At 69.3% G+C, this 13724-nt stretch carries 7 protein-coding genes and 3 pseudogenes; 4 read left to right on the forward strand and 6 right to left on the reverse strand.

What is annotated here, in order from left to right:
* Positions 1 to 15: 15 nt before the first annotated feature.
* A complete protein-coding gene (locus ADL12_RS23665) occupies positions 16 to 309 on the reverse strand; it encodes a hypothetical protein (RefSeq protein WP_063806719.1) in 294 nt (97 codons plus the stop codon).
* 625 nt (positions 310 to 934) lie between these two features.
* On the opposite strand from ADL12_RS23665, the gene ADL12_RS58570 reads away from it, so the two are divergent.
* The gene (locus tag ADL12_RS58570) at positions 935 to 1279 is read left to right on the forward strand and encodes a LuxR C-terminal-related transcriptional regulator (protein WP_079052230.1); all 345 of its coding nucleotides are present in this window, start codon (positions 935 to 937) and stop codon (positions 1277 to 1279) included.
* A 104-nt stretch (positions 1280 to 1383) separates the two neighbouring features.
* Here ADL12_RS58570 and ADL12_RS23670 read toward each other — a convergent pair whose 3' ends face one another.
* From ADL12_RS23670 to ADL12_RS23680, 3 genes are all read right to left on the reverse strand, one after another.
* Positions 1384 to 3813 (reverse strand): SpoIIE family protein phosphatase, encoded by a 2430-nt coding sequence (locus tag ADL12_RS23670; RefSeq protein WP_062704980.1) that lies wholly within the window; start codon positions 3811 to 3813, stop codon positions 1384 to 1386.
* Between the two features lie 202 nt (positions 3814 to 4015).
* Entirely contained in the window at positions 4016 to 5569 is a 1554-nt protein-coding gene (locus tag ADL12_RS50895) for an RICIN domain-containing protein (RefSeq protein ID WP_079052232.1), read from the reverse strand.
* Between the two features lie 56 nt (positions 5570 to 5625).
* Complete coding sequence (locus ADL12_RS23680) at positions 5626 to 7857, reverse strand: alpha-L-fucosidase (RefSeq protein WP_062704861.1); 2232 nt, start codon at positions 7855 to 7857, stop codon at positions 5626 to 5628.
* Between the two features lie 243 nt (positions 7858 to 8100).
* Here ADL12_RS23680 and ADL12_RS23685 point away from each other — a divergent pair.
* The 3 pseudogenes from ADL12_RS23685 to ADL12_RS50905 form a co-directional block, all read left to right on the forward strand.
* Positions 8101 to 8924 (forward strand): annotated as a pseudogene (locus tag ADL12_RS23685) (enolase C-terminal domain-like protein); the annotation flags it as partial.
* Positions 8925 to 8978: 54 nt separating this feature from the next.
* A pseudogene (locus tag ADL12_RS50900) lies at positions 8979 to 9566 on the forward strand (amidohydrolase family protein); the annotation flags it as partial.
* A 146-nt stretch (positions 9567 to 9712) separates the two neighbouring features.
* A pseudogene (locus tag ADL12_RS50905) lies at positions 9713 to 10259 on the forward strand (FadR/GntR family transcriptional regulator).
* A gap of 105 nt (positions 10260 to 10364) precedes the next feature.
* Here ADL12_RS50905 and ADL12_RS23695 read toward each other — a convergent pair.
* Complete coding sequence (locus ADL12_RS23695) at positions 10365 to 11852, reverse strand: APC family permease (protein WP_079052233.1); 1488 nt, start codon at positions 11850 to 11852, stop codon at positions 10365 to 10367.
* An 83-nt stretch (positions 11853 to 11935) separates the two neighbouring features.
* Complete coding sequence (locus tag ADL12_RS23700) at positions 11936 to 13591, reverse strand: amidohydrolase (protein ID WP_062704869.1); 1656 nt, start codon at positions 13589 to 13591, stop codon at positions 11936 to 11938.
* Between the last annotated feature and the right edge of the window lie 133 nt (positions 13592 to 13724).

Raw genomic sequence — 13724 nt, forward strand, 5'->3', positions numbered from 1 at the left:
CATCTCAAGTCGAGTTCACGCCGACGTGGCCTTCCCGCGATCATGGGTGTGGCGTACCGCGCAGGTCGCGGCAACCACTGCGGACCGGGCCGATCCCAGCGCTTCGCGTGCGGTTTCCAGGCCCTCGTTTTCGGCCGACAAATGCGAGACGTCGACGGCGCAGTCGATCAGATGCAGCGCGACGCGCGTGATGTGGCCGACCTGAGGACTTTCCTTGCCCAGGATCTCGCGAGCCTGAGTCAACAATCCGAGCACTTCCTGCAGCGATGGCGGCGGACCGGCTCTCGTGTCACTCAATGCCGCACTCATAACCTTCCATCGCGAACGAATGAATTTCGTGTCATGAGTCGCTGCTCTACGCAGCCGATGATGTTGGCAAATTTGGACTCACTGCTGCGAATTGATACTGTCCCACCCCCTATCGCGCATCAAGGTTTGAATGCATCATGATCTTGCACTGCCGAAACAAGAAACGGGGATGGATGAGTATCAGCAACACAGAAGCGGACATAAGCGGCTGTAGCGCGGTTTGTGGACGTGGACTGGATCACTGTCGGGCGGCGCTGCGCACCGGGGAGGTCACGGGGAAGGTTCCTCAGTGCCTCATCAACCTCAGGCTCTTACACAGGCTGGAAGTCGATGCCCTGGAAGCGGCTGACACCGTGGACCGATACGTGCCCGTGCCACCGGCCGTAGCCGCGAGGAACCTGTCGCGCCCGATCGTGGAAGTTATCGAGGCGTAGCGGTCACGGCTCACTGCACTGACGGAATCGCTGTTCCCCCTGGAGGCCGTCTACCAGCATGAGCGGCGCGAACGCGAGACCCATGTCCAGCAACGCACTGCAGTAAAGACACCGATGCCCTGAACGGCGCGCTGCCGACCGTATTTGATCTACAACAGGGTGTACGGCACCGTGGCCTGTTCAGTCACACCATGCGCTCGAAGCAGGAGGAGCTTCAACCACGCGCCCTCGCGATACGAGAACCCGGCCTGATCGCATACTTGGTAAACACGTTCGAGGCGCTGTGGGAGCGAGCAGAACCACTTGCCGTCGACGCTCACCCCCATCGGACCGACAAACTTACGGACGCCGTCCAGCGGACCATCCTGGAGCTCATGGTGAGAGGGCAGACGGATTCGGCCATACCGAAGCGGGTCGGACTCAGCGTTCGGACGGTCAGCACTTACATCAAACGGGCGTCTGAGTTCTTCGATTGCCGCAGTCGGGCCGAACTCGGCTATCGTTTGGCAAAGTCCGGCACACTTGACCTTGACTAAATCCCGTACCGCCCGCCGCTCGAACGATGGTCCGTCGTCGGAAGTTTTCGGTAGCGTGGACAATTCGTAATTCTGGGTTCCTTATCGTGGTAGGCGCTCGGGTCTCATCGCGGCTCGGGCTCGGTGAGGGTCTGCGCGCACCAGATCGTCTTGCCCTCGGTGGTGTGCCGGGTGCCCCAGCCCTGGGTGAGCTGGGCGACGAGCAGCAGGCCCCGGCCGCCCTCGTCGTAGGCGCGCGCCCGGCGCAGGTGCGGGGCGGTGCTGCTGGCGTCGGAGACCTCGCAGATCAGGGAGGTGTCGCGAATCAGCCGCAGCCTGATCGGGGGCTCCCCGTATCTGATGGCGTTGGTGACCAGCTCGCTGACGACCAGTTCGGTGACGAACGAGGCCTCCTCCAGGCGCCAGGCGTCCAGCTGGTCGAGGGTGAACTTCCTGGCACGCGGCACCTGCTCGAAGTCGGGTTCTACGTCCCAGTCGGCGACGTGCTGGGGATCCAGCGCGTGGGTGCGAGCGAGCAGCAGCGCGGCGTCGTCGGTGCGGTGTTCGGGAAGCATGGCGTCCATCACCGTGTCGGAGAGGGCCTCCAGTGAGGTGGCCGAATGGTTCAGGACCCGCAGCAGTTCGGCGACCCCGTGGTCGACGTCGCGCTCGCGGTCTTCGATCAGTCCGTCGGTGTAGAGGGCGAGCAGGCTGCCCTCGGACAGGTCGAGCTCCGCCGCCTCGAAGGGCAGCCCACCGATGCCGAGCGGCGGTCCCGGCTGCACGGATACCGGGGTCCTGGTTCCGTCCGGGGAGATGATCAGCGGCAGCGGATGGCCGGCGCTCGCCAGCGTGAAGCGGCGGGAGACCGGGTCGTAGACGGTGTACAGGCAGGTGGCCCCGAACTCGCCGGTGGGCTGGAAGCGGCTGGCCGGCTGGAGGTCGCTGGAAAGGTGGATGACCAGGTCGTCCAGGTGAGTCAGCAACTCGTCGGGCGGCAGGTCCACGTCGGCCAGGGTGCGGACCGCCGTGCGCAGCCGGCCCATGCTGGCCGAGGCGTGCAGGCCGTGGCCGACGACATCGCCGACGACCAGGGCGACCCGGGCGCCGGAGAGCGGGATGACGTCGAACCAGTCGCCACCCACTTCCGCGCCGGTCCCGGCGGGCAGGTAGCGGGAGGCCACCTCGAGCGCCTCAGGGCTGGTCAGCCGCTGCGGCAGGAGGCTGCGCTGCAGGGTCAGCGCCGTTGTGCGCTCGCGCGAGTACCGGCGGGCGTTGTCGATGGCGATGGCTGCCTTGGCGGTCAGCTCTTCGGCGAGGATCAGGTCGTCGGCGGTGAAGACCTCGGGCCGGTCGCAGCGGGAGAACGCGACGACGCCGAGCAGCGCGCCGCGTGCCCGGAGCGGCACGGTGATCCGGCAGGTCAGCCCCTCCTCGGCGATGGACTCGTCGATCAACGGGTTGCCCGGTGGCCAGTGGGCCGGGTCGGCGGCGAGCCCGGGTCCGAAGGCCCATTCGCCGCCGTGACCGGGTTCGGCGGCGAGCTGAACCGTGGACCGGCCGGTGGTCATGCAGCGGGCGGCGACCGAACCGGGAGCATGGCTGACCGGCATCGGGTGCCCGCGAGCCCGGTCGGTGTCATCCTGCGCGCTGTGCTGGGCGGCCCGGCTGAGCGCGATGGTCTCGACCGGAGCGAACGCGGGTGGCAAGGGCGGTTCCTCTCCGCGCAGCACCTCGTCGAAGAGATCTACGGTGACGAGGTCGGCGAATCCCGGTACCGGGGTCCTGGCCAGTTCCCTGGCGGTGCCGATCACGTCGAGGGTCCGGCCGATGCCGCCGCCGGCCTCGTTCAGGATGAGCAGGCGCTGCCGGGCCCAGTACTCGGCGCTCATGTCGAATCCCCAGTTGGCGACCGCACGGACCCTGCCCTCGGCATCCCGGACGGGCCACATGCTGGTGGCCCAGGCGTTGGCGTAGTCGCTGCCGAGCGGGCGGAAGACGGTGATGAGACGCGCGGGCTCGCCCGTCCTGGCGACCTCGGAGAGCTGGTTGGTGTACGCCATGTCGTCCAGTTCGGGGAACAGCTCGCGGTACTTCTCACCGAGCACCTGCTCCTCCGAGTGCGCCATCACCCGGCACGCGGCGGCGTTGACCCACAGGAACCGCAGCTCAGGGTCGTAGACGCCCAGAGCGAAGGGGCACTGCTCGAAGGCCCGGTCGGCGATCACCGGGCGGCGTCCCCAACGCTGGACGGTCACCACGTGGCCCAGCGCCCGGCCGTCGGCGCCGGACAGTGGTTGAGCCGTCACCATGGCGTCCACCGTGGAACCGTTCCGATGGCGCAGGGGGATGGGCCCGGTGTGGTCCGGGGCGCTGCCGTAGCTCTCGGGGAAGCCTGGTGGTGGGGGACCGGCCAGCAGATCGGTCACGGGGCGCCCGACCGTGTCCTCCGCCGTCCAGCCCAGCAGCAGCCGTCCCCCTTCGCTCCAGCCGCTCACTACGCCGTCCGGGTCCACCACGACAGCGGCGGTGGGGGCATCGCGCTTACCGGCCATGTCCACGCGCGACACCTCCGTCCGGATGGATGTGCTCGTCAAGGCTGGTTCCCAGCAGCAGCTTCCAGGCTAGATCCGCTGCTGCTCCACGGCGCCCCGGCTGCAAAACGGCCCCGGACGAGGAGTCCGAGGCCGAGTAGAGCGCATCCCTGGGGGAGAACCCCAGGTCAGCGGCGTAAGTGTTCCTGGGCGTTCGGTGTCGTCACCAGCCCATCGGCAGACCGGCGATGAACGAGGTGAGCCGGTCGGAGATGACTCGGTCGTCGTGGGCCGAGTAGTGCCAGGCGCAGCCGAGGAAGTCCAGCCCCGAGTCGTCGAGGAGCCAGTAGCGGACCCCGCTGTCGCCGGCGTCGTTGCGTGCCTTGACCACCTGCTGGACATGGCCGGCGTACTGGCCGGCGCCGACGGCCACGATGGTGGTTCCGGCCCCGTACCGCGTCCGCAGCTTCTGGACGAAGTCGCCGTAGGCGCTGCGGTAGGCGGCAGCGAGGCCGTCGGGCGTCCATGGCTCACCGGGGTTGACGGCGGTCGAGAAGTCGTTGGTGCCGAGGTTGACCACCACGAGCTGGGGGCGCCAGGTGCCCGGGTTCTGCCAGACGTCGCCGGGGACGTTCTGCAGGGCACGGTCGTAGTAGGTCCGGTAGGTGACGTCCGGGGAGCTTCCGTTGTAGTTGCGCACCATGCCGAGGCCCGAGTAGCCGTTGATCTGGTAGTCGGCGTTCAGTTGCCGGGCGGTGAGGGCGCCGTAGCTCACGTCGGTGTTGGTGGTCCGCTTGACCTGGTCCTGGGTGCAGTCGCGGGAGGTCGACAGGTTGCCGTAGCCGACCGTGAGGGAGTCCCCGATGAACTCGATCTGGCGGTTGCGGGCCGTCGGTTTGCTCAGTACGGCACCGCCGGGCGCGGCCACGAAGCCTCCGAACGTGCTGGTGTCCCCCGGGGTGTCGTTGCGCTTGACGAGCCGGACGGTGTGCTCGCGGTTCTGCAGGCCGTTGATCCAGTGCGTGGTGTTGCCGGGCGTGACGAGTGTGGCGACGGTGGTTCCGTCGACCTGGACGTCGTAGTCGGCGGCCGAGTCGCCCAGCACGATGCCGACGCCGGTGCCGCTGACGCGGCCCTCGAAGTACACGCCGGGCCAGCTGTACTGCACGGTGTTTCCGGCGTCCTTGACCCGCCCCGCGGTGTGCACCTGTGCCAGTACTCCCGTCGCGCGGACCAGTTGCCACTGCTGGTTGGCCCCGCCCCAGTCGGTGAACTGCACGACCTTGGCGCCGTCCGCGGTGGAGGCGTTCTGGACCTCGACGGCCTTGCCGCTGTTGCGGTTGATCAGCCGGACGTAACCGTCCGACGAATCGGCCAGCCGGAACTGCTGGTTGGTGCCGTTGGCATCGCCCCACTGCACGATGTCCGCATGGTCGGCGGTGGAGTAGTTCAAGACGTCCAGCACCTTGCCCGAGTACTGGGCCTTGAGCCGGTAGTGGCCGCCGCCCGAGTCGACGAACTGGAAGCGCTGGTTGGCGCCGTCGTTGCGGGTCCACTGCGACAGCGCCGCCCCGTCGGCGGTGCTCGCACCGGACACGTCGAGCGCCTTGCCGCTGCCCCGGTTGACCAGCGTGTACCACGCGTTCGTATCGACGCCGGCCGCCTGCGCCGTCCCGGCAGTACCAAAAGCGGCCAGGAGCGCAGCCAGTAAGGCGGTCACCGCGGTCAACGCCGCCGTTCGCCTCCCGTGCCGCCACCACGACCCTCTCAGTGTCATATGCATGCCATCTCTTTTCATTCGTGTCCCTTTCAGCGGCAGCGGGATCCGCCCGGCTACAGCGCGGTGAAGGTCCACAGCAGGTTGGTGCTGCTGCCGTAGGCCCACTGCTTGGTGAGGGAGCCCGAGTCGACGTTGCCGCCGCCGTCGAGGACCAGGCCGGTGGTGCGGTTGGCGATCGAATAGCGGTCGCCGCCCCGGTGGGTGATGGTCCACTGCTGATTGGTGCCGCCGTTCCAGGGAGCCTGCCTGGCGGCGGAGCCGTTGGCGGTGGCTCCCCAGCCGTCGGCGACCATGCCGTTCGTGCGGTTGACCAGCCTGTAGTAGCCGCCTCCGACAGCCTCCGCATGCCACTGAAGGTTCGAACTGCCGTCCCAGGTCCACTGCTTGAGGTTGGATCCGGAGGCGACGTTGCCGCCGCTGTCCAGGGCGAGGCTGTGGGTGGCGTTGGTGATCCGGAAGTAGGTCGCCGGGTTGAACTGGACCCTCAGCGAGGTGATCTGGTCGTTGTTGCCGGTGACCCTGAGGTCGGGGTTGTCGGCGGTGAAGGTCCAGGAGCTGCCGGTGAAGTTGTCGCCGGAGTAGCCGATCACCTGGTAGCCGGGGGCAGGCCGGAGGGAGGAGAGGGTGCGTGGGCCTGGTCCGGCCGCGGTCAGGTCGGCCGCCGTGTAGTCGCCGACGGTGAGCACGGCGGCGTTGCCGGTGTAGTTGACGTCCGTGAAGGCGATGGCGCCGGCGAGCGGCCGCAGGCCAGGGATCGTGCCGGAGAAGTCGAGCCTCAGCACGTAGGCGTTGGCGCTGTACGGCGCCGAGGACGGCAGGGTGACCGTGAGGCCGGAGGCGTTCTGGGTCGGCGTGGGCAGGTCGATGTAGGTGCCGGCGGTGTTGCCGAGGAGCTTCACCGAGGTCAGCGAGGAGAGGTTGATCCGGTCCGAGCCGAGGGTCTTGATCGTCAGGGAGCTGCCGGGCCAGCCCAGGACGGTGGCGTACAGGACGTTGTCGGCCTTGTTGCGGGTGAAGCGGATGTCCTGCGCGGTGCCGGCATGCGGAGTGGTGAACGAGCCGCCGCCCATCTTCGTCGGGCCCTCGCCGTACGCCGTCCAGGCGCGGGTCGCGTACACCGACTCGCCGAAGCGCTTCAGGTGGTCCCCGATGCCGAGCAGGATGTCCTTCTGCGCCTGGGGGATGGTGCCGTCGGCCATCGGCGCGATGTTCAGCAGCACGTTGCCGTTCTTGCTGACCCGGTCGATGAACGAGTGCAGCATCTGCTGGATGCTGTAGTAGCCGATGCCCTGGGTGTAGCACCAGCTGCTGCTGGAGATGCTGTCGTCGGTCAGCCAGTACGGGGTGGTGAGGTCGGCCGGGCCGCCGCGCTCGTAGTCGAAGACCTCGCCCTTGCCGTGCATGCCGTCCTTGTAGGTGGCGACGACCTCACGGCCCCAGCTGTTGGCCTGGTTGTAGTAGTACGCCAGGAAGTTCAGGCGCTGTGTCTCGTCGACGGCGTCCAGATTGAAGTCCTGCCACAGGATGTCGGGCTGAGTGCGGTCGACGACCTCCTTGAGCTTGTCGAACCAGAGCTGGTTCTCCGCGGTCGAACCCAGCTGCCCGTAGAGCTTCTTGAGACTGGCGTCCGTCTGGGCGGGGACGTGTTCGTAGAAGCCGGTGAAGTTGTATGCGTGGTGCATGGCCACCAGCAGCTTCAGTCCCCTGGCGCGGATGGCCGTGGAGAACAACCGCAGCAGGTCAAGACCCGGGCCCTTCTTCACCGAGTTCCACTCGTTGACCTGGCTGTCCCACATGGAGAAGCCGTCATGGTGCTCGGCGACCGGGCCGGCGAACCTGGCACCGGCGTCGACGAACAACTGCACCCATTCGTCGGGGTCGAACTTCCCGCCGGCCGACTTCAGCTTCGGCGCGAACTTCACGGTGTTGCCCGCCAAGTCCCGTGCCCCGTCGATGAAGTTGTTGTACGGCCATGCCGACGGCTGGCCGTAGGTCGCGATGTGGTGCTGGTTCGCCTTGCTGCCCGCCTGGTACATGCTGCGCGGGTACCACTCGTTGTCGAAGGCGGGGACGCTGAAGACACCCCAGTGGAAGTAGATCCCGAACTTCGCGTCCTGGAACCACTGCGGAGCCGGCGGGTGCTGGTCGACCGAGTTCCAGTCGGGCGTGTACGTGCTGGGCGCCGCCTCGGCGACACCGGCACCGACCACACCTCCGGCAACGGCCGCCGTGGCCACGGCGGTTGCGGAAGCCAGGAACTGGCGTCTGTTGATCGAGCTCGACATGGACACATCCCTGATGCGGAAGGGGACAGGGGGAATGCAGGGCCACGCATGAAGGTCGGCCATGTCACCCTGGGATGTCAACCAGTGTGCAGGGATGAAAGCGACTACTGCTGCGGATGATTAGAGCGATTTGCTCCTCTCTGTCACGTGACCCGATCGCGTAAACATGGCATGTCTTGCAGCGCCTCATGGCCAACTCGACTCCCCGAGGGGCCACGATTGATGGGATGAATCTTGCCTCCCATGGACACGATGAACCCCGAACCCGACTACTCCGCTGCCTACGTCGTCCTGCGCACCGACGCCGGCGACGGACTCGAGGGCCACGCGCTGGCCTTCACCACCGGCCGCGGCACGTGGTGGGCCTCCCGGTCGAGGAGGTCTGCGGCGACCTCGGCGTGTTCTCCCGCCGCCTGGTCCACGACCCCCGACTGCGTTGGCTGGCCCCGGAGAAGGGCGCCGTCCACATGGCCACCGGCGCGATCGTCAACGCCGCCTGGGACCTGGCCGCCAAGCGGGCCGGCAAGCCCGTGTGGCGCTCCTCGGTGAGATGTCGCCCGAGGACCTGGTCGCCCAGGTCGACTTCCGCTGGCTCAGCGACGCCCTCACCCCGGAGGAGGCCCTGGAGATCCTGCGCCGCGCCGAACCCGGCCGCGCACAGCGCATCGGCAGCCTGCTCGACCAGGGCTACCCCGCCTACACCACCACCCCCGGCTGGCTCGGCTACTCCGACGAGAAGCTGGCCCGCCTCGCCCGCGAGGCCGTCGCCCACGGCTTCACCCAGATCAAGCTCAAGGTCGGCGCGGACCTGGAGGACGACGTACGGCGCAGACGACATCCTCGGCCACGCCGCCGTCCGCAAGGCCGTCGGCCCCATCAAGGTCGCCACCGGCGAGCACATCGCCAACCGGGTCGTCTTCAAGCAACTCCTGCAGGCCGGCGCGGTCGACATCGTGCAGATCGACTCCGCGCGGTTCGGCGGCGTCAACGAGAACCTCGCGATCCTGCTGCTCGCCGCGAAGTTCGGCGTCCCGGTCTGCCCGCACGCCGGCGGCGTCGGCCTGTGCACCCCGAGTTCCTCAAGGAGTACACCTACCCCGACGGCCCCGTCTGGAGCGCCCGTGTCTGACGACCAGCCCCTCGTCGACGCCCACCACCACGTGTGGGACCTGAACGTCCAGCCGCAGCCCTGGCTGGACGAGCCCGGGCACGAGCCGATCCGCCGCAGCTTCGGCTCGCACGCTGATCGGCGGCGGCGGCGTCGTCGTCGGCTGGGCGGACCTGACGTCCCCCCGCGATCGGCGACGTACTCGACGACCTGCGGGTCGTACGCCACCTCGTGCAGGGCGAGTCCGACCGGCACTGGCTCCAACGACCGGACGTCGAGCGAGGGTTGAGAGCGGTCGGGGTGCGCGGGCTCGGATACGACGTGCTGACCCGCAGCCACCAGCTCCCGCAGGCGCTCCGCCGCGCGGAACGGCTCCCCGAGCTGCCGCTCGTCCTGGACCCCGACGGAAAGCCGGGCATCCCCAGGTCCACTGCGAGGTGTCGGGTCTCGTCACGGAGGCCGACCTCGAAAGTGGACCGTCGACGACATCCGCCCGGTGTGGGACGTCCTGCTCTCCGCCTTCGGGCCGGACCGGCTGATGTTCGGCTCCGACTGGCCCGTCTGCGTCCTCGCCGGCGGATGGAACCGCTGGGCCGCGACGCGGCATGCGGAATCCGGAACAGGTCGTACGAAACACGTGGAACTCCATGGTCAGCACATCCCCGACGGGCTCTGGGCCGACCTGCGCGCTCAGGGGCTGATCAGATGGGAGGTGCCCGCGGAGCACGGCCGGGGGAGAGGGCCGCGTTGTCTCTGACGGACAAGGCCATCGAGCAGATCCGTGAGCTGATCCGGACGGGCGCCCTGCCCCCGGGCTCGAAGCTCCCACCGGAGCCGGACCTGGCCGCCCAGCTGAGCCTGTCCCGCAACCTCGCCCGCTGCAGGGCGACTCGGTCCCCCTGCAGGACCTCATGGAGGTACGGCGGCCCCTCGAACCGGTCGCCACGGCCCTTGCCGCCACCCGGATCTCCGACGCCCAACTGGCCGAGGTGAAGCGGCACTTGGACGCCATGCGCGAGGCCCGCGACGACGTCGAACGGCTCAACGCCCACGACGCGGCCTTCCACCGCGCAGTGTTCTCGCCACGGGCAACGAGACCCTCCTCACCCTCCTGGAAGGCATCTCCGGCCGCACCCTCGCCGAGCACGAGGCGATCTTCAACGCGCTGTCCACCCGTGACGCCGCCCTCAGTCAGGCCGCCGCACTGCTGCACGTGAGCAACACCGAGCAGGGACTGAGGGCACACCTGCGCTCCGGCGAACCTCTCCCCTTCGGGACGACAGCGCGGACGTGACGGGCGGGCAGTTCGGTGGTGCTCCGCTCGTCGACCGGGCCTCGGCTCTGCCCGGCCTCCGGCAGACGCCGACGGAGGCCGGGCTCGGCGACATGGCCCATCCGGTCATACGGAGTCGACGTCAGTGGTGGCGATCCTGGCGTAGACGTCGGGCCGGTAGCGGCGGATCCGCAGGGCGAGTAGCGCGCCGGTCAGGAAGACCGCCGGAGTGAGCGCGACCAGCGTCCAGTTGACGGCCGGCCCGGCACCGGTGAAGAGCGTCAGGCGTGTGCAGATCAGCCCTGTGATCACGGCCAGGAGGAGCGCCGCGGCCACCGGTGCGGCGATCGTGCGCAGGCGTCCCGCCGTGTGGGCGCCGGGGTTGCGGCGGAAGAAGACCGCCACGGCGCAGGCCGCGAGCGTCTGCAGCGCGAGGATGCCGACCACTCCGAGAGTGTTCACCCACAGCAGGAACTGGTTGTACGGGTGTGCGCCGATCGCGGCGAAGACGGCGGTGACGACGACCGCCAGCGCGGTCTGCGCGACACCGGAGACCCAGGGAGAGCCGTGCCGGGGGTGGATGCGGCCCAGGCGGGCGGGGACGGCGCCTTCGGCGGAGAGTGCGTATCCGTAGCGGGTGATGGCGTTGTGGAAGGCGAGCAGGGAGGCCAGGAGGCTGCTGACGATCAGGACGCGCTGCAGGTCGGTGGCCCAGCCGCCGACGTAGCGAGTCATGGCGGTGAAGAACATCTCTGCGGGGTTCTGTGCCGCGGTCCCGACGGCGTTGTCGTCGCCGAAGGCCTGGACGACGACCCAGACGACGAACGTGTAGAAGAGGCCGAGGAAGCCGACGGCCAGGTACGTGGCGCGGGGCACGGTGCGGTCGGGATCGCGGGCCTCCTCACGGTAGAGGGCGGTGGCCTCGAACCCGATGAAGGCGGCGATGGCGAGGCCCAGCGGTGCGCTCATCTGCGAGGTGAAGACGTTGGAGGGGGCGAAGGAGGCCAGGCTCAGACCGTCCGCACCGCCCTTGATGAGGATCGCGCCGGCGAGCAGCGCCAGGACGGCGGTCTCCGCGATCAGCAGGGTGGCGAGGACCTTGGCGCCCACGTGGATGGACCGGAAGCCGAGGAACCACACCACGGCGATCCCGGCGAAGGCGTAGACCGGCCACGGCAGGTCGACGCCCAGGAGGTCGTTCGCGGTGCCGGCGGCGAAGAAGCCGAAGGCCCCGTAGGTGCCGATCTGCAGGGCGTTGTAGGAGAACACCGCCAGCAGCGCCGCTCCCAGTCCGGCAGGGCGGCCCAGGCCCCGGGAGACGTACGAGTAGAAGGCGCCCGCGTTGCGGATGTGAGGCGTCATGGCGGTGAAACCGACCGCGAACAGGCACAGGACGACGCCGACCGTCAGGTAGGCGACCGGGGCGCCGATACCGCCGAAGAGGATGGCGAGCGGGGCGATACCGGCCATCACGGTGAGCGGGGCGGCGGCCGCCACGACGAAGAACACGATGTCGCTGACGCCGAGCGTGGCCCGCTGCAGACGGCCGGCCGGGTCCGCCCCGGTGGCGGACGGGGGCTGTTGGGGAGCGGTGGAGGTGTGCGGTTCGGTCATGGAGGTCTCCGCGTGATGCGTGAGGTCGACGGGGGAGGGGACTGTCCCCGGCACGCGGGCCCGGCCGTGACGACGCCGAGAGGCTATAGCCCTCCGGCCGACAGGGGGACGGGGGTGCCGGAGCCGTGTGTGCGCCGGCCGGCGAGCCAGGTGCCCAGGACGGGCAGGTGCGCGAGGTCGCGGGGTGCGGTCTCGACCGGGTCGGCGGCGAGATGCACCAGGTCGGCGCGCATGCCGGGGCGCAGGACGCCCCATGACTTCTCCTCGAACGCCTGGTAGGCGCATCCGGTGGAGTAGGCGGCCAGTGCGGTCGCGGTGTCGATCCGCTCCTGGGGAAGCCAGCCGCCCTCGGGGATTCCGTCGGGTGTCTGGCGGGTCACGGCGGTGGCGATGCCCCGCAGCGGTTCGTGATCGGTGACCGGCCAGTCGCTGCCGAACGCGATGTGGGCGCCGGAGGCGAGCAGGGCGGCGATCTGGTACTGCCGCGTGCCGCGTTCCGGGCCGATCCTCGGCAGGATGAGGTCGGTCATCAGCCGGTCGGGCTGGGCCCACAGCGGCTGAAGATTGGCGATCACCCCGAGTGCGGCGAATCGGGGCAGGTCGGCGGGGTCGATCAGCTGGGCGTGGGCGATGACCGGGCGGCGGTCACGGGGGCCGTTGGCGCGGGCCACGGCCTCGATCGCGTCGAGGGCGGTCCGGACCCCGCCGTCGCCGAGCGCGTGGATGTGCGGCTGGAAGCCGAGGGCGTCGACCGCGGTGACGGCTTGGGCCAGTTCCGCCGGAGTCCAGTTGGCGATGCCGTGGGAGTGCGGGCAGTCGGTGTACGGCTCCAGGAGGGCGGCCGTGCCGGATTCGATGACTCCGTCGGCGAAGAACTTCACGGTGTGTGCGGTGAGCAGCCCCGGGGCGGCACCCTCCACCCGTTCACGCTCGGCGGCGAGCCGGGGGAGCTGCTCGCGCCAGTGCTCCGGCCCCAGGAAGAAGCCCAGGTCGGCACGGACCGGCAGCCCCGGGCCACTGGTCGCCGCGGTGATCCAGACGTCGGCGTGATGCGGTTCCACCCAGGCGTCCTGCACCCAGGTCACCCCGGCGGCGGCGAACCGGGCGGCGGTCTCGCGCAGGGCGTCCACATGCGCCTGGTGGGACGGCTGGGGTACGAGGCCGAGGACGGGCAGCACGGCGCCGAACTCGCGCAGGGTGCCCAGCGGTTCGGTGGAGCCTTCCCGGCGCACGATCTCACCGCCGTCCGGGTCGGCAGTGGCGGCGGTGAACCCGGCCCGGCGCAGGGCCTCGGTGTTCACCCACGCGGTGTGGTGGTCCATCGTGCGCAGCACCACGGGCCGGTCGGGGACGGCCGCGTCCAGCAGGCGCGCGTCGAACCGGCCGCCGGGGGCGAGCCAGGCGTCGAAACCGTCGCCGGTGATCCACTCGGCCTCGGGGTGCTCTTCGGCCCAGCGCCGTACGGCCTCGACGATCCCCTCCACCGAGGTGCACTCACGCACGGGGACTCCGAGCAGGCCCAGGCCGCCCATCACCGGGTGCACGTGCCCGTCGCCGAACGCGGGCAGGAGGGCACCTCCTTGCAGGTCGACCACGGCGGTGCCGCTACCGCGGGCGGCGAGTGCCTGAGCCCCGAGCGCACTGATCCTGCCGCCCGTGACGGCGAGGGCGTCGAGCACCGGGCCTTCGGCGGCCCCGGTCCTGACGGTCCCTCCGGTGAACACGATGTCGGCCTGCATGGCAGCGGCACCTTCCGTCGTACGACAACCGAACTGAAACTGATTCGGTTTCGGTAATGTAGGCGGCACCCGGGCGGCCGGGAAGAGTTTTACTGAAAGTCGTTCGGTAAAGTTCCGGTGACCACCCGTGGGC

The organism is Streptomyces regalis (assembly GCF_001509475.1).
Lineage (GTDB): Bacteria > Actinomycetota > Actinomycetes > Streptomycetales > Streptomycetaceae > Streptomyces > Streptomyces regalis.

Coding starts and splice junctions, on each gene's coding strand:
- ADL12_RS23665 (WP_063806719.1), bottom strand. CDS start 309: ATGAGTGCGGCATTGAGTGACACGAGAGCCGGTCCGCCGCCATCGCTG.
- ADL12_RS58570 (WP_079052230.1), top strand. CDS start 935: ATGCGCTCGAAGCAGGAGGAGCTTCAACCACGCGCCCTCGCGATACGA.
- ADL12_RS23670 (WP_062704980.1), bottom strand. CDS start 3,813: ATGGCCGGTAAGCGCGATGCCCCCACCGCCGCTGTCGTGGTGGACCCG.
- ADL12_RS50895 (WP_079052232.1), bottom strand. CDS start 5,569: ATGACACTGAGAGGGTCGTGGTGGCGGCACGGGAGGCGAACGGCGGCG.
- ADL12_RS23680 (WP_062704861.1), bottom strand. CDS start 7,857: ATGTCGAGCTCGATCAACAGACGCCAGTTCCTGGCTTCCGCAACCGCC.
- ADL12_RS23695 (WP_079052233.1), bottom strand. CDS start 11,852: ATGACCGAACCGCACACCTCCACCGCTCCCCAACAGCCCCCGTCCGCC.
- ADL12_RS23700 (WP_062704869.1), bottom strand. CDS start 13,591: ATGCAGGCCGACATCGTGTTCACCGGAGGGACCGTCAGGACCGGGGCC.